19 protein-coding genes and 2 pseudogenes are annotated in these 13,268 nt (G+C 64.6%); 3 read left to right on the top strand and 18 right to left on the bottom strand.

What is annotated here, in order from left to right:
* Positions 1 to 3: 3 nt before the first annotated feature.
* Genes RM530_RS03855 through RM530_RS03780 form a run of 16 tightly spaced genes read right to left on the bottom strand, consistent with a single transcriptional unit; the run spans position 4 to position 8,417 of the window.
* Entirely contained in the window at positions 4 to 345 is a 342-nt protein-coding gene (locus RM530_RS03855; protein ID WP_311363892.1) for a hypothetical protein, read from the bottom strand.
* On the bottom strand, positions 342 to 755 hold the full coding sequence (locus tag RM530_RS03850; RefSeq protein ID WP_311363891.1) for a hypothetical protein: 414 nt from the start codon (positions 753 to 755) through the stop codon (positions 342 to 344). Before RM530_RS03850 ends, RM530_RS03855 begins: the two co-directional genes overlap by 4 nt.
* Positions 752 to 1,330 (bottom strand): hypothetical protein, encoded by a 579-nt coding sequence (locus RM530_RS03845; RefSeq protein ID WP_311363890.1) that lies wholly within the window; start codon positions 1,328 to 1,330, stop codon positions 752 to 754. The genes RM530_RS03850 and RM530_RS03845 overlap by 4 nt, the downstream gene beginning before the upstream one ends.
* Positions 1,327 to 1,869, bottom strand: coding sequence for a Rieske 2Fe-2S domain-containing protein (locus tag RM530_RS03840; RefSeq protein ID WP_311363889.1), 543 nt, complete (start codon positions 1,867 to 1,869; stop codon positions 1,327 to 1,329). Before RM530_RS03840 ends, RM530_RS03845 begins: the two co-directional genes overlap by 4 nt.
* The gene (locus RM530_RS03835; protein ID WP_311363888.1) at positions 1,866 to 2,165 is read right to left on the bottom strand and encodes a hypothetical protein; all 300 of its coding nucleotides are present in this window, start codon (positions 2,163 to 2,165) and stop codon (positions 1,866 to 1,868) included. Before RM530_RS03835 ends, RM530_RS03840 begins: the two co-directional genes overlap by 4 nt.
* Positions 2,162 to 2,425 (bottom strand): hypothetical protein, encoded by a 264-nt coding sequence (locus tag RM530_RS03830; RefSeq protein ID WP_311363887.1) that lies wholly within the window; start codon positions 2,423 to 2,425, stop codon positions 2,162 to 2,164. Before RM530_RS03830 ends, RM530_RS03835 begins: the two co-directional genes overlap by 4 nt.
* The gene (locus RM530_RS03825; protein WP_311363886.1) at positions 2,422 to 2,667 is read right to left on the bottom strand and encodes a hypothetical protein; all 246 of its coding nucleotides are present in this window, start codon (positions 2,665 to 2,667) and stop codon (positions 2,422 to 2,424) included. Before RM530_RS03825 ends, RM530_RS03830 begins: the two co-directional genes overlap by 4 nt.
* The gene (locus tag RM530_RS03820) at positions 2,664 to 2,885 is read right to left on the bottom strand and encodes a hypothetical protein (RefSeq protein ID WP_311363885.1); all 222 of its coding nucleotides are present in this window, start codon (positions 2,883 to 2,885) and stop codon (positions 2,664 to 2,666) included. The genes RM530_RS03825 and RM530_RS03820 overlap by 4 nt, the downstream gene beginning before the upstream one ends.
* Positions 2,882 to 3,181, bottom strand: a complete 300-nt coding sequence (locus RM530_RS03815) for a hypothetical protein (protein ID WP_311363884.1) — start codon at positions 3,179 to 3,181, stop codon at positions 2,882 to 2,884. Before RM530_RS03815 ends, RM530_RS03820 begins: the two co-directional genes overlap by 4 nt.
* Entirely contained in the window at positions 3,178 to 3,558 is a 381-nt protein-coding gene (locus tag RM530_RS03810) for a hypothetical protein (RefSeq protein ID WP_311363883.1), read from the bottom strand. Before RM530_RS03810 ends, RM530_RS03815 begins: the two co-directional genes overlap by 4 nt.
* Positions 3,555 to 4,175: a hypothetical protein gene (locus RM530_RS03805; protein WP_311363882.1), complete on the bottom strand. Its 621-nt coding sequence runs from the start codon at positions 4,173 to 4,175 to the stop codon at positions 3,555 to 3,557. The genes RM530_RS03810 and RM530_RS03805 overlap by 4 nt, the downstream gene beginning before the upstream one ends.
* Positions 4,175 to 4,924 (bottom strand): AAA family ATPase, encoded by a 750-nt coding sequence (locus RM530_RS03800; protein ID WP_311363881.1) that lies wholly within the window; start codon positions 4,922 to 4,924, stop codon positions 4,175 to 4,177. The genes RM530_RS03805 and RM530_RS03800 overlap by 1 nt, the downstream gene beginning before the upstream one ends.
* A gap of 52 nt (positions 4,925 to 4,976) precedes the next feature.
* Positions 4,977 to 7,157 carry a DDE-type integrase/transposase/recombinase gene (locus RM530_RS03795; RefSeq protein ID WP_311363880.1) on the bottom strand — a complete coding sequence of 727 codons (2,181 nt, stop codon included), beginning with the start codon at positions 7,155 to 7,157 and terminating at the stop codon, positions 4,977 to 4,979.
* Positions 7,154 to 7,633 carry a DNA-binding protein gene (locus RM530_RS03790; protein ID WP_311363879.1) on the bottom strand — a complete coding sequence of 160 codons (480 nt, stop codon included), beginning with the start codon at positions 7,631 to 7,633 and terminating at the stop codon, positions 7,154 to 7,156. Before RM530_RS03790 ends, RM530_RS03795 begins: the two co-directional genes overlap by 4 nt.
* On the bottom strand, positions 7,630 to 8,064 hold the full coding sequence (locus tag RM530_RS03785) for a hypothetical protein (RefSeq protein ID WP_311363878.1): 435 nt from the start codon (positions 8,062 to 8,064) through the stop codon (positions 7,630 to 7,632). Before RM530_RS03785 ends, RM530_RS03790 begins: the two co-directional genes overlap by 4 nt.
* A gap of 2 nt (positions 8,065 to 8,066) precedes the next feature.
* Positions 8,067 to 8,417, bottom strand: a complete 351-nt coding sequence (locus RM530_RS03780) for a helix-turn-helix domain-containing protein (RefSeq protein WP_311363877.1) — start codon at positions 8,415 to 8,417, stop codon at positions 8,067 to 8,069.
* Positions 8,418 to 8,569: 152 nt separating this feature from the next.
* On the opposite strand from RM530_RS03780, the gene RM530_RS03775 reads away from it, so the two are divergent.
* On the top strand, positions 8,570 to 9,109 hold the full coding sequence (locus RM530_RS03775; protein ID WP_311363876.1) for a helix-turn-helix domain-containing protein: 540 nt from the start codon (positions 8,570 to 8,572) through the stop codon (positions 9,107 to 9,109).
* A 422-nt stretch (positions 9,110 to 9,531) separates the two neighbouring features.
* Here the strand turns inward: RM530_RS03775 and RM530_RS18635 are convergent.
* Together RM530_RS18635 and RM530_RS03755 are read right to left on the bottom strand one after the other, a co-directional pair.
* A pseudogene (locus RM530_RS18635) lies at positions 9,532 to 10,563 on the bottom strand (recombinase family protein); the annotation flags it as partial.
* A 200-nt stretch (positions 10,564 to 10,763) separates the two neighbouring features.
* The gene (locus RM530_RS03755) at positions 10,764 to 11,345 is read right to left on the bottom strand and encodes a type IV toxin-antitoxin system AbiEi family antitoxin (protein ID WP_349256168.1); all 582 of its coding nucleotides are present in this window, start codon (positions 11,343 to 11,345) and stop codon (positions 10,764 to 10,766) included.
* Between the two features lie 413 nt (positions 11,346 to 11,758).
* Between RM530_RS03755 and RM530_RS03750 the strand changes: the two genes are divergently transcribed.
* Positions 11,759 to 11,956, top strand: a complete 198-nt coding sequence (locus RM530_RS03750) for a helix-turn-helix domain-containing protein (RefSeq protein ID WP_311363871.1) — start codon at positions 11,759 to 11,761, stop codon at positions 11,954 to 11,956.
* A pseudogene (locus tag RM530_RS18630) lies at positions 11,953 to 12,754 on the top strand (DEAD/DEAH box helicase family protein); the annotation flags it as partial. The gene RM530_RS03750 and the pseudogene RM530_RS18630, both read left to right, overlap by 4 nt.
* Positions 12,755 to 13,268 lie beyond the last annotated feature (514 nt).

Raw genomic sequence — 13,268 nt, 5'->3', positions numbered from 1 at the left:
TCCTCACAGTTCGGTCATCCGCAGTTGTCCGCGCAGGTCGGGTTCGGCGACCTTGCGCATCCGGGCGATTTGGCGGATCGACTTGATCGCCCGGTCATGCAGGTATTGGCAGGTGTGGTCCAGTTCCTCGGCGGTGGCGGCGACGAAGTAGCCGCTGGCCGGGTGGCCGCAGATGTGCTGCCCGTCCAGGCGCAGTTCTTCGATGCAGTGCCGCAGCTGGCGTTCCAGGCCGGGCGAGGTCTCGCCGCAGATCTCGCGCACCAGATCGCAGGCGCGCACGCCGTTGTCCCGGCCGCGGTGCATTGCCAGGTGCCAGAGGACGAGATCGCGGGTGAGGTCGGTCATGGCGTCGCGTCCTCCTTGATCCACTCGATGGACTCGTTGTGCGCGATCAGATGCCGGCGCAACGCTTTGGCGGATGTCCACCAGGGCACGTAGTAAGTGCCCTTCTTGTCGGGGTCGATGCCGATCGACCGCACCAGCCGCTCCTGCGCCTTGGTCTGCTTCATCCGTGCCCGCTCTTTGGGCGTATGCAAATACGTCGTGACCGGGCGCAGGAAGCGGCGGCGTTCCTCGCAATCCTGCGTCAGCCATTCGCCCTTCATCCAGCCGTTCACGTAGACCGTGATTTCGTAGCGCAGCCCCTTGATGCGCTGCACCTGCAGGCTCAGGTCGTAGCCGTCCACGCGTAGCCGTGCGCTGCCGTAGGCGTGCGCCAGCTGTGCCTCGAACTGTGTCCAGTCGGCGGGCGTCATACCGGCGGCTCCACGCCGTGGTCGCGCCAGATGCGCGCTTCCTGGTCTTTGTTGAGCGGCGGCTTGCCTGCCTTTGTCATCATGACGTTGCGCTCTGCGATCACTTGCCGGGCCACTCCGATCATCACGTTGGGTCCGCTGTCGCGGCGCTGCCCGGCGCGCAGCTCGGCATCGCGATCGCGTTCCGCGCGGTCTTCACTGCGCTCGTGCAGGCCGACGAGGATGCGCACCAGGTAGCCGTGGCTTTCCATCGGCAGCGTCAGGCGGTCGATGTGGTCGAGCATCTGCCGCAGCGCGCGAGACCAGGACTCCGGCGGCGCCGGGTAGGTATGGCCGCGGTACTCGATCGACTGCGCGTGGATCGCTGCGCTCAACTCCTGCAGCAGGCGCAGCGCACGCGGCCAAGTGAGCGCTCGCTTGCGCGGCATGAACAGCCCCATGTATTCCATCACCAGCGGGCCCAGGCCGGCCGGCACCTTCGCCAGCTGGGCCTGGTACTGGCGGGCAACCGGATCGGCGCTGAACACCGGCAAGGGTCCGTAGGTGCCGCAGGTGGGGCAGATGCAGGTGGTCATGCGGCGGGCTCCGTCCACCGCACCAGCCGCCCGGACTCCACATGCCAGCGCAGCCCATGCAGCGGGCACTGAACGCAGCCGTCCGCGTCGATCGGCAGATTGGAAAGGTCCGCGCCGCGATGCGGGCAGATTCCTGCCTTCATGCGCTTGGACTGCTGCTCGTCTTCGAGCGCCCGCGTCCACCGCGCGAAGCTGTAGTTCAGCGTTGGCCACTGGCGCTTGCACTTCATTCGGCGTGGCTTGATCTGCGGCTGAATGGCACCAGACTCTTCCCAGCGCTTGCCATGCAGATCGACTATCAGCGGGGCGTTGCGCATGATGATGCCGTCGCCATTTCGCCATTCGCAGCGCCGTCGATTCAGCACTGCTTGCGGCACGAACCGGTAGTCGACGTGGATATGCAGGTACGGGAAATTGACCACGCCCTCGTCGCGATGCAGCGGTCCGAGCACGGGCCAGTGCGCCAGGATGCCGCAGTACTTGCCGTACACCGTGGGCACTCGATAGTACTTGCCGATCTCGTAGGCCGGCCCGTTCATGTCTCGGCCCTCCGCCGTCCGTCCAGCGCTCGCTGAGCAAACGCGACCGCAGTCTTGTCCCAGATCTGGCGGTGGTAGCGATCCACCAAGCGGAACAGGCTGAGCTGCTGCTTGTCCGTCAGCGACACGTTGTTATCGATCCACTTGACGATGTCGGCGCCGAAGCGTTCGTCGAAGGACTGGCCTCCATCGGGCGCGGCGCGGAATTCCACGCTGCGCAGGGCCTTGGCGGCGCGGCGGTTGAACTCGCACACGTCGGGCGGTGCATTGCGGGCGGTGTGTGTGCTGTCGTTCATCGTTCCCACCACCCGGATACGAGCATCAACTTCGTTTCGTTCGGGTGTGTCACGTCGTCGAACCAGATGTCGAAGCCGTGCTCGGGATGCCAGAACACCTCATTGACGCGCATCGGGTCTCCACCCGCGCCGAAGCCGAGCCTGTCGCCGACTCGTGGCACGAACGGCATCTCGATCTTGCGGGTGATCGTGATCACATCGTCCCCCGCCGTGTTGCGGACGGCGTCGCAATGGGCAGTCACGGTGATGAGGTACGTCATGACATCACCGCCCAGGCGATCACCAGCCCGGCCACCAAACCCACCAGGGCGCTTCCCATCATCAGCAAGGCGATCGCCACGCCGTTGCCGTCGTCACGTTCCTCCACCACCGTTACCGTGCCAGTCTGGTGGTCCACCGACAGCAACGGGTGCGCCGCCTTGTCGAGATCGGCTTCGTCGAGCCATCCGCGCCGGATCAGCTCGTTGACCAGCGGCGATGTGTGGATTCTTTGAATGCTCATGCCGCCCCCCCCCGCAGCCCAACCAACATGCGGTGGCCTTCGTCCAGCGCTTGTGCGAAGCGTTGGTCAGCGATGGCGTCATTGCCCGTAATCTCGGGCAGGTTGGCGATGACGCGCCGCGGCTGCCCGCGCGCACCGGCTTCGATGAGCCGCACACCACGATGCAGTTCGCCCTGGCGGTATTCACTGCGCAAGTAGAGGAAGAACGCCGATTTCATCGCCGCGCCCTCAGCCCATCCACCATGCGATCCGCGTTGCGCTGTTGGCGTAGAGCTTCTGCGTCTTGTTCTGGTCCGCTGCCGATGATGGCGTCCGTATGGGCCAGCACCTTGTCGGCCAAGCGGGGGCGCGTTTCCACGATTTCGAACCACCGGAATCGCTGCCCCCACTGGTGTTTGTCGACGGCGCGGACTTCGTAGCTGGGCAGGCCCAGCCGATGCGCATGCAGGTGGGGGCTCAGGGATTCCACGCCCAGTTGATCGCGCAGGGCGTGCAGCTTCTCGGCGGGGGTCATGGCTCGCTCCTGTCGCGCCCCAGGCGCGAGTGCGGACAACCACCACGGCAGGCTCGATAGAGCCGCACGCGGGTGGGGTTGGTGGCGGCAAACTGGCTGCGTTGATGCTGCAGGCAGACGTGCAGGGCCATCTCGCCGAGCACCGGGCAGCTGACGGTGGCGGCGAGAAAGGCGCCGCGCACGCGGGCTTCAACGGCGTCGTAACCGGCGGTGTAGGTGCGGCGCAGCACCGGGCCGACAATGCCGCCGGAATAGCCCAGCGCCTTGGCGACGGTGGATTGGGAGCTGGCGTCGCACTGTGTGGCGAGCACGCGCACCCAGTCCGGCATGCCTTCACCCCAGGCGGCCACCGCGGTATCCAGCCATTGCGTGCTCATGCGTGGGTCTCCAGCGGCCAGACCACGCGGCCCTCGTTGGCGTCCCAGACGTGGTGGATGCGCTGAACCTGCGGCGGCCGCGGGCCGGTGTTGCGGGCCGGTACCAGGGCGTAGCGAGCGCCGCAGCCTGGGCCGCCGCGGTCGACCATGCGCAGGTAGCGCGCCTTGTGTAGGTGGGAGACGTAGCGCTTGGCGGTGTAGAGCGTGACAGACGCCCCGCCGCTGCTGGCGAGGGTGACCAGCTCGCGGGTGCTGAAGGATTGGACCATGCGCATGGCACGCCACATGGATTCGGTGCCGGCGCCTTGCGTCACGGGCTTGCCGGCGCGGGTGACGCGCGGGGCCTCTACGCCGATGTCTCGCACCAGCGCGAGAACTTCGCTGCTACTGTTGAGCACGCCGTGCCTGTGATCCTTTTTCACAGGCTCTGCCACGGTGAGGTAGCCGGCAGCTTTGAGGCCCTGCACGTAGCTGCGGATGGTCTGTTCGTCGATCCGCGTGGCGTGCTCCAGATCCTGCACCGTACAGCGGCGCAGCTTGCGGATGGCGCCCCAGATCACGTCGCGGCCCTGGGGGCGCTTGGCATCGGCGACCAGATGGACGGGCTGCCGGGCCATCAGGCGGCCCTCCGGCGGATGGCTTCGCCGGTGTACAGCTCCTGGTTCCCCCAGTCCTGCAGGTTGACCAGCGCGAGGTCTGCAGCGATGCCGAATTCCTGCACGCGCGACAGGTTGATGCAGATGCGGCGGGTACCGCCGCGGCTGACCTGGTGGATGTGGTGCAGTAGGTCGTCCGCGACGTCGACGTGCGGGCAGTAGAGCGCGCGTAGCTTGCGGGCGTCGTCCAGCGTGGCGGGTTGGGCTGGTATCCATTCGAGCATGCGCGAATGGAATCGCTCCCAACGGCGCAGGTTCTTCTCCATTTCTTCTTCGCCGATCAGGAGGATCGGCGCGGAGCCGGCAGCGTCGTGCAGGTCTCGGATGATCTCCACTGAGCTGCGGTCGATGAGAATGTCGAACTGGTCGATGATCAGCGGCCGTTCACACAGGGCGAGCTGTTCGGCGGCTTGGTCGGCCATTTCGTAGATGGTCCGCGCCGGTTTGATCTGCATTTCCTGCAGGATGGATTCGAGCAGCTTCTTTTTGGTCCAGGTGGACTTGATCTCGATGTAGTACGCCCGGTGCTGGTTAGCGGCGTAGGCGGCGCCGAAGCTCTTGCCCAGGCCGGCCGGGCCATAGAAACCCACCAGCCCCGGCAGGTGTGGGTCGCGGTTCATGGCGCGCTCCAGCGCGCGCATGGCCAGCGCGACGTTCGTCGTGGCGGCTGTGACCGCGTCTCCCTGTACGTTGATCCCGTTTTTAGTCATGCTTCACCTCGCTAGGTTTGGGCCGCGTTCTGCGGCCTTTTCTTTGCCCGGCCTACAGCTGCAGGCCGAAGCTCTCCACGAAACGCTTGTGCCCCCGGTATTCAGCGGTGGTCTGGTATCGGCCCAGCCAGCCGGCGGCGGCCGGGTCCACGGTCTCGCCGGCGGCGATGCGCCGCTCCAGCTCTGCGGCCCGCGCAAAGCGCGCCTGCACGTCGTCTTCGGTGTTGGTGGCCTTGGGCTTGCGCAGCGGCACCACGTCGGCCGGCTTGCGCTCCATCTGGTGCAGGATTTCGCGCGTGCGGTCGTCAATGACGGCTTCGGGCGCCTGCGGCCCGCGGGCGGCCTGCGCGGCGGCTTCGAGGGCCGGCGTGGTGTAGGCGTCGCCGCGGTGGGGGAAGTCGACGATGTGCTGGCGTGCCTCGCGGCCCTGTTCCAGGATGGAGCCGATGACGTTGGCCTTCTTGACCTTGCGAGCGGCGGCCTGCAGCTCGGCCCGCTTGGTGGCGAGTTCGTTGTCGACCATGCGGCGGCGCTCTGCCGCAAACTGGGCGTAGGTGATCCCAGCCAGTCCCGGATTGCGGGCCACGCACAGAAACTCCAGCGCGCCGGATTCCGGGTTCGCGCGGTAGACGACTACGTTTCCCATGTCCTGCTCGTCGAAGCGGCAGTGGACCTTCTCGCCCACCCGGTACCGCATCGCTTCATCCCAGTAGTCGTCGGTGTCGATGCTGATGCCGGACTTGGTGATGGTGCGCCAGCCGTCATTGCTGGGCGCCTGGCGCAGCAACAGGTCGAGGGCACGTTCGTTCTCGATGCGTCGCACGGTCCCTTGCCAGCTGCGCGCCTTTTCCGCCGGCGTGCAGCCGAGGCTGCTGTGCGGTTGGTTTTCGTACCAGGCGCAGTACTCGTCGCAGAGCTTTTGCAGCTCGGCGCCGGTGAGGTCGACCGTGACCGTGGCGTTCTTCTTGAACAGCCGTTCGGCGAAGGTCTGACGGGCACGCAGTTCCTGGGCCTCCGCCACGTCATGGCCGATGAATGCGGGGTGCAATTCGATCATCGGGCTGTGGAGGAATGTGCCGAGGCCGCGCTCGATGAAGGGCTTCTCCCAGGGCGAGAACGGTGTGCACTCGCGATGCTCGATCTGCAGGTCTGCGAGCACGCGTAGGAAATAGTTGGAGACGTAGTCTTTGCCGCCGTCCGTGTGGACCTCTTGCGGCACGCCCCAATCCAGGACACAGCGGCGGAATAGCTGCCCGATGGCTTCGGCGGTGCTGGTGCGCGACACCAGAATCTTCATGCGGCGCGGCCACACGTCGATGCAGCCGATCAGTGCGTAGCGGCCGTCGTGGCAGGTGACGTCCGACGGTGTGGAGTCCAGCTCCCAGCACTGATTGATGGCTTTGATGAACTCGTCCATCTTGCCGGGGGCGGCCATGTACTTGTTCTTCCATGCGTCCGGATTGGTGACGCTTGTCAGTGCGCTGGCGTTGTTGCGGCTGTAGGCCTTGGCCCATTCGCGAATGCGGGTGACGGATGGGATCACGATGTCTGGCCGGGCGCGAAAATGCGCTCGGGCGGCCTTGGGGGCGTGGGTGATGCCGTTGGCGCCGTATTCGGCCAACAGCCCGATCAGGAATTCCTGCAGCTCAGGCTGGGAGTCAATCGCACCGGTCCCGCGGCGGTTGCCGTACTTCGGCGCCAGTCCGGCCAAGCCATGCTCGCGCACGCGGGCGATCCATTTCTCGAAGGTCTTGTACGGCATGGATTCAAACTGCCGTTTAACCGCCTCCGAAACGGGGATTTGACCGGCGTTGTAGGCGGCGATCGCATCGCGCCAGTTGCAGGCGGCAGCGCGCCGATACACGTCGATGGCGACGTATAGCTCGGCGCGGGGTTCGAAGCGCTGCGCCTTCCAGCCGGTGAATCCGATCTGCGCCTGCAGGCTGCCGGACCTGTCGCGATTGGTCGTGTGCGCCTGGCGCAGTGCGATGCCAGCCTCGGCGCCTGCCGACGCGGCGCGCTGGGTGGATCGGTTGCGCTGCATTTCGCGCGAGGCCAGGGCCTTGCGGGTCTCGGCCGGCAGGGCGTCGAGGCTGTACTCGCGGCCGCCGCCGCGACCAGCGCGCTTTCGCCACGACAAACCGGCTCGTTCCAAGAAACGAATCGTTCCAGATTTGGTGGCAGGCATCGCAGGCAGGCCAGCCAGCTCGGCCGCCGTGAACCACGCCTTCACTGCAGCGCCTCGCGCACAGACGAGGGCAAATTGCGGATGTGATAGTCCCGCCCCCCACCGAGGCCACGATGTTTGCGAAACGTCCAGTGTTCGCGCTCTGCCTTGATCTGAATGCCGCGCTCGGTTTCCGGCATTCCCGGTAAACAACGCTCGGCCAATTCGCGCGCGTTGAACCATTGCTTTGGCGGAACCGATGCCTCTGAATAGAAAGCCCCGCGCGCGGGGCTGCGCGGGGAAAGGGAGCCACCGGTACGGGGGGAACCGGCGGCTGGGGGGAAGGTGGGCACCGCCTGCGGGACTCGGTCGGGGGCGCTGGGCTCTTGCCCGCCTCCTGCAGCGGCGCCCATGAACTGGGCGGGATCGGTAACCCGCAGCGCCAGCTGCAGATGCACCCGCAAATTGCGCAGCTCCGCCCGGCGTTGTGACGCCCGGACGAGGCCGAAACGACGCAGCAGCGCGTCGAACAGACGTTTCATAGGTGTTCCCCCATCGCACGCTTGAGATCGCGGATACGGACCGCGGTCGCGTGCTTGATTTGCTCAAGGCGCCCCAGCTCGGCATTCAGAGCTTCGGCGCCGATCAGTAGCTGGCCGCCGCGGACTTCCGCGATCCAGCCGGAAAAGGCGTGTGTGGCGCAGGCCGATTCCAGCGCCGGCATCAGATACGCGGGCGCGTTGTAGTCCTCGCGTGCCGGAGAGCTATAGGCGTCCAGCATGTATTTGCTGATGTCCTTACCGACTAGTCGGGAGCATTCGGCCGCCACATCCGCACGGTGTGTGCCGGCGCCATCCAGCATGTCGCTGACCATGCGCGACACCGTCGCTCGGTAATCCATGCCTGCTTCAACTGGCGCCGCAGGCTGCGGCACCTGGAACAGTTCGAGCGTGACGGAGTCGCGGCGTGTCATGTCTAGGCCGCTTTGCTGGACTGCGTATTGCGCCGACCCTTGGCCGGGTTATTCTTGCCGCCATGACTGTACGAAACGGCAATTCGGGTCCGGCGGCGGCCGTTTGGTATCCCATGCTCGTCGTATCGTTCCGGAAACAGCTCTTGCGGCTTGAGTCCGACCGACAGCGCGACGTGGTATTCCATCCGCGGATACGGCCGGACGAAGACGTGGTAAAGCGTCCGGCGGTCCACGTTGGCCGATCGGGCCACATCGGCCAGGCACTGCTGGCGCAGGCTGAGTTGGTAGATCACCCAAACCCGGCGTTTGAGCGGGTCTGCCAGTACGGCTTTGGGGGGCTTGTCTATTTTCATGGGGTCTTTGAGTTGTCGCGTGTAATGGCGGCAACTTTGCGGACCAATTCGGCCGGTGTCAAGCCCAAAACGGCCGGTCACTGTTTAAATGTGACCGATTCGGCCGATAGATCGGCCTATTTGTTCATGGATTCAATGCCTTGGGATATACAGTGACCGCCGACGAACTGGACGCCGAGCTGGTCACAGTTGCAGGCGAGAACAGTTACCTACTATTCGCCAAGCGGGTCCAGGAGGTGATCGAAGATTCGGGCGGCATTGGCGCCCTTGCCCGAAAGTCCGGAATACCGGAACGAACAATCCGAAAATGGGCTGATGGCGTATCCGATCCATCGCGCCAGCGGCTGGTCAAACTGGCGAAGGCAGCGCCTGTCAACGTGGCATGGCTAGCAACTGGGGAGGAGCCGAAGCGCGGAGCCCCGTTGCTGAATTCATACGCCACACCATTTGGCGTCGCGGAGGGTCAGGTCGGGATATCCCCTTCGGTTGTGCACGCGCGGCAGGACGCATATCAGGAAGCTAGATCAGCTTGGTTGGCGCTTGAGCGCTTTGTGCAATCGCGAGGCCTGCAGTTGTCCCCGGAGAAGAAGGCGGCCGCTGCGGACCTAATCGCTCAAGTCCACGCGAGGCACTTAGCCGACGGCGAGTCGATAGACTCTTTCATAGAGCGACTCATCGAATTGGCGGCATGACCCCAAACCATACGGCGCGCGCTTCAGTTCGCCCCCCAAACCAAGCGAACGAAAATTTTTCGCCGAAAAATTCTAACTCGTTGTTTCTTCGGCCGATCCCACTTCATCCCGCTTCGTCCGACTTCTTCCCGCTTTCCCCCTAACCATCCCGTGGGTCACAATCGAAGCCTGGGTCGACGATTCGGGCAAAGCCCGAATCGAACGCGCGCAGCGCGGCCCGAAGGGCGAGGGTTCCGCAGAACCCGAGTAATCCCTCTCTCTCCGCCAAATGCAATCGCCGGAAACTCGACGTTTGAGTCGTGCGGCGCAATCGGGGATTCGAACCCTCGAACAATCGAAGCCTGGGTCGACGATTCGGGCAAAGCCCGAATCGAACGCGCGCAGCGCGGCCCGAAGGGCGAGGGTTCCGCAGAACCCGAGTAATCCCTCTCTCTCCGCCACTTCAGTCCCTGAGTGGGCACTGCGTTTGCGCCGCCGTTCGCCACAAGCGTCTGGAGCAGCCGAGACTTCGATCCCATGATACGAACCTCGCCTTCGGCGACCTCGACGCGTTGGGCGAACGCGCGGAAGATGGTCGCGGCGGTAGCCGCCCCCTTCAAGCCGGATACGCTGACGTGCGGTGCGGGCGAATTTGCTCAACATCTGTGGCGTGACCGCCTTGCTTCCTGAGTTCTGAAGCATGGCCTGGGAGCGCTCGGCATCGGCCTTCGCCTGATCGCGAATGGCCTTGAGGCCGTCGATGCGGTCCTTGAGCGCCGGGTCGTCCAGATCGGCGACGCCCGCTTCGATGGCGTCGTAGAGGCGCTTGAGGCGGGCTTCCGACTCCGCCGCACGCCTGTTCAGCTCGGCGATATGCTCGCGTTGGCGCTCGGACCGTTCCTGTCTGCGGTCGAGGACTGTGGCCTGGATCGTTTCCAGTCGTTCGGGCTGGAGCAGACGGTCTTCGAGATGGCTGGCGACAAGACCGTCCAGCTTGTCCATCGGCACGGCCATGCCCTCGCACGCGGTTGGTCCCTGTCGGGCTTTCATGGAGCAAGCGTAGTAACGATAGCGCCCGCCCTAGCCGGTGCGGATGGTCATGGCTCCGCCGCACTTGGCGCAGTGGATCAGGCCGGTGAGCATCGTCGGGCCGCTGATGACGGCGGAGGGCGTCACCGTGGGATGTCGGGCCTTGAGCAGCGCCTGCACCGCGTCGAAGGTGTCGCGGTCGATGATATCGGGTGCACCGGCACAACCACGATCTCGCTGACCGGCTTCAACTCCTTGCTCTTGGACCGCTTGTTGAACTCGTGCTCGCCCATGTAGGTGCGACGGGTCAGGATGCGGTGGACCTGGCCGATGCCCCAGCGCCCACCGTCGCGGGTGAAGATGCGATTGCGGTTCAGGTAGCTGACGATGTTCTTCACGCCCATCTGGCCCTTGGTGCCGTCGCCGTGGAGCGCAAGCCTGTAGATCTAAAGTGGACCCCGAAATCGAGACAGCGGTTGTCGCGGCGAACTGTATCAGCGCCTGACCGCGATGCAGGCGGCGCTCCGGCGCAATCGGGCAGCGTGCAACCGGCATCAGGCGGCGGTGGCGCGACATGACATGCGGACCTGGCAGGTCGAGCGCCGCAAGTGCACGCGGCTCCAGGCGGTGATGTAATCCTGCGGGATCATTCGTCGATCTCCGGCGGCCGGCGAACGATCACGCGCCAGCGTTCATCGCGTTCGGATGGCGGCGGCGACAAATCGGGATCGCCTGCCTGTTTGGGATCGAGTTCGACCCACGGCAGCGGCCCCCGCGCCGATAGCGCCGTGAACATCGCTTCCGCTATCTGCGGGTGCCCCAACCTTCCGAGCAGATGCCCGAGGCGCTGCACGACCGCTCTCTCGAAAGCGCCCGACAGGGAGGCGAGCTTTTCCGGTTGCAGCCGTTCGGCAAGCTCGGAAAGCACCGTCGCAATGTTGTCCAGGCCCGCGCCGGATTGCGGGTAGCGCACCAGATCGAGCGCCGTCAGCTCCGGCGAGGACAGCTTCATATAGCCCGATTGCGTCTTGCGATCCTCGACCCCCGACGACACCGCCGCCATGTCCTTGCGATAGGAAAAGACGATCCGCGTCCGTCCGGCCTCGATGTCGGGCAGAAGTTTGTCCGTGACGACCTGAAACTCCATGACGGCCTGATGGGAAGCGCCGTGGACCGCCGCCGCCGCCGCCAGCAGCCCCACATAATAGGGCCGCTTTTCATGGCGCATGAGGGCGTCGATGTACCACTCAGGCGGCGGCGCTCCCGTCGTGGCGTGCTGTGGCGGTACGACCACGTAGAAGCCGCGCCGGGGCCGGATGAGCTGGCCGCGCCTCTCTGCAAACGCTCGGCGGCGTCGAGGAATGCGCCCCGGCTGATGCCGATCTCCTTCTGCGCTTCATCCGCAGAAAAGACCCCCCGGCCCGCAGCAAGCAGGCCGGAAGCGTAAGTGGACAAGGCTGATCGCTCGACTCGGATCATATCTCGTTATCCGCTTTTAGCGCGGATTTTTCAATATGATGCTGCGGCGGCTCCGGTTCCTGCCGCCGTTGCTCGACCTCAGGATAGGCAGCCACCGCTATCTTCCCTAATTTTCTCCGATCTTCTATACACTTCCCCAACCACACGAGTCACGGCGGGCGCATGAGCGACGAAATCCTGACGATCCGGGAGGTGGCGGAACTTCTCAAGATCAATGAGAAGACCGCCTACAAGCTCGCCTCGGCAGGCAAGATTCCTGGCTTCAAGGTCGGCGGATCGTGGCGGTTCCAGCGGCAGGAAATCGCAAACTGGATAAAGCGCAAGGTAGAAGAACAACAGGGGGGCAGCGGGGGAGCATGACGAACGAAGCCGACACATGCCGGAAATTCGTCGTGCCCAAGCTGCAATCGGCGGGGTGGGATAACGAACCCCATTCCATCGCCGAGCAGCGCACCATCACGGACGGCCGCGTCATTCCCGTGGGCAAGGGCTTTGTCCGCAAGCCGCCCAAACGTGTGGACTATCTGCTGCGCTACACGCGGGACTTTCCGCTAGCCGTGGTCGAGGCCAAGGCCAGCTACAAATCCGCGACCGATGCCGTGCAGCAGGCCCGCGACTATGCGGAAATCCTCGGCCTCAAATACGCCTACGCCACCAACGGCGCCGAGATACTACCAGCAGATCGCCATCAACCGGGCGGTCGAAGCCATCCTTGCCGGGAAGAAGCGCCTGCTTCTCACCATGGCGACGGGAACGGGCAAGACCATCGTGGCCTTCCAGATTTGCTGGAAGCTCTGGTCGAGCCGCTGGAACAGGACCGGGGAGCATCGCAAGCCGCGCATCCTGTTCCTCGCCGACCGCAACATCCTCATCGACGACCCGAAGGACAAGACCTTTACCCCCTTCGGGGACGCGCGCCACAAGATCGAATCCGGCGAGATCGTCAAAAGCCGGGAAATGTATTTCGCCATCTATCAGGCGCTTGCCGAGGACGAGCGCCGCGCCGGGCTTTTCCGCGATTATCCGCCGGACTTCTTCGACCTCATCATCGTCGATGAATGCCACCGGGGAAGCGCGAGGGACGACAGTTCGTGGCGCGTCATCCTTGAGCATTTCAAGCCCGCCTACCAGCTTGGCATGACGGCCACGCCACTGCGCGTAAACGCCCAAATGCGACGGCGGGCCGTGGTTTCTTGCTGCCCTGGGTCAAACCAGTTCCAGACGCAGTTTCCGGCCCACGGCGTCGGCCGCGCGTTGAAGGGTTTCCAGTGTGACGTTTCCTTCCGCTGGATTGAGCAGACGATTGACCTGCGTACGGCTGGTATGGAGCAGTTCGGCCATGCGCGTTTTGCTCAGCTTGCATTCTTGCATCGCTTGGGCCAATTGCCATGCGATTCGCTTTGTCGTGCCAGTACGCAGGCGCGTTCGCCAGGGCACCCGATTCTATTTGAACGGTTCGAGCAAGAAATCCGTCTTTGGGGGGTACGGTGACGGTATACAAAACGCACGAATTGGTTCGGACCGAGCAGGGGATACAGTAAGCTGTCACCGTAACCCGCTCCACCAAAGAATCAAGGGCCTGCAGAGATACAGGCCCTTTGTGTTTGGGCCGGGTCCACGCCGGGCCCACATTTTTCGCAAGCGGTGTCTGGCATCCGATTCATGCCAGAGC

This window comes from Banduia mediterranea (assembly GCF_031846245.1).
GTDB lineage: Bacteria > Pseudomonadota > Gammaproteobacteria > Nevskiales > Nevskiaceae > Banduia > Banduia mediterranea.
Note: the sequence above shows the minus strand (reverse complement) of the source record. Positions and strands in the feature narration are given on the sequence as shown.

What these genes read in the sequence shown, in the direction of transcription:
- RM530_RS03810 (WP_311363883.1), bottom strand. Translation starts at nt 3,558, where the DNA reads ATGAGCACGCAATGGCTGGATACCGCGGTGGCCGCCTGGGGTGAAGGC.
- RM530_RS03805 (WP_311363882.1), bottom strand. Translation starts at nt 4,175, where the DNA reads ATGGCCCGGCAGCCCGTCCATCTGGTCGCCGATGCCAAGCGCCCCCAG.
- RM530_RS03825 (WP_311363886.1), bottom strand. Translation starts at nt 2,667, where the DNA reads ATGAGCATTCAAAGAATCCACACATCGCCGCTGGTCAACGAGCTGATC.
- RM530_RS03755 (WP_349256168.1), bottom strand. Translation starts at nt 11,345, where the DNA reads ATGCGCCATGAAAAGCGGCCCTATTATGTGGGGCTGCTGGCGGCGGCG.
- RM530_RS03845 (WP_311363890.1), bottom strand. Translation starts at nt 1,330, where the DNA reads ATGACCACCTGCATCTGCCCCACCTGCGGCACCTACGGACCCTTGCCG.
- RM530_RS03830 (WP_311363887.1), bottom strand. Translation starts at nt 2,425, where the DNA reads ATGACGTACCTCATCACCGTGACTGCCCATTGCGACGCCGTCCGCAAC.
- RM530_RS03780 (WP_311363877.1), bottom strand. Translation starts at nt 8,417, where the DNA reads ATGAAAATAGACAAGCCCCCCAAAGCCGTACTGGCAGACCCGCTCAAA.
- RM530_RS03815 (WP_311363884.1), bottom strand. Translation starts at nt 3,181, where the DNA reads ATGACCCCCGCCGAGAAGCTGCACGCCCTGCGCGATCAACTGGGCGTG.
- RM530_RS03820 (WP_311363885.1), bottom strand. Translation starts at nt 2,885, where the DNA reads ATGAAATCGGCGTTCTTCCTCTACTTGCGCAGTGAATACCGCCAGGGC.
- RM530_RS03785 (WP_311363878.1), bottom strand. Translation starts at nt 8,064, where the DNA reads ATGACACGCCGCGACTCCGTCACGCTCGAACTGTTCCAGGTGCCGCAG.
- RM530_RS03835 (WP_311363888.1), bottom strand. Translation starts at nt 2,165, where the DNA reads ATGAACGACAGCACACACACCGCCCGCAATGCACCGCCCGACGTGTGC.
- RM530_RS03750 (WP_311363871.1), top strand. Translation starts at nt 11,759, where the DNA reads ATGAGCGACGAAATCCTGACGATCCGGGAGGTGGCGGAACTTCTCAAG.
- RM530_RS03790 (WP_311363879.1), bottom strand. Translation starts at nt 7,633, where the DNA reads ATGAAACGTCTGTTCGACGCGCTGCTGCGTCGTTTCGGCCTCGTCCGG.
- RM530_RS03855 (WP_311363892.1), bottom strand. Translation starts at nt 345, where the DNA reads ATGACCGACCTCACCCGCGATCTCGTCCTCTGGCACCTGGCAATGCAC.
- RM530_RS03840 (WP_311363889.1), bottom strand. Translation starts at nt 1,869, where the DNA reads ATGAACGGGCCGGCCTACGAGATCGGCAAGTACTATCGAGTGCCCACG.
- RM530_RS03850 (WP_311363891.1), bottom strand. Translation starts at nt 755, where the DNA reads ATGACGCCCGCCGACTGGACACAGTTCGAGGCACAGCTGGCGCACGCC.
- RM530_RS03800 (WP_311363881.1), bottom strand. Translation starts at nt 4,924, where the DNA reads ATGACTAAAAACGGGATCAACGTACAGGGAGACGCGGTCACAGCCGCC.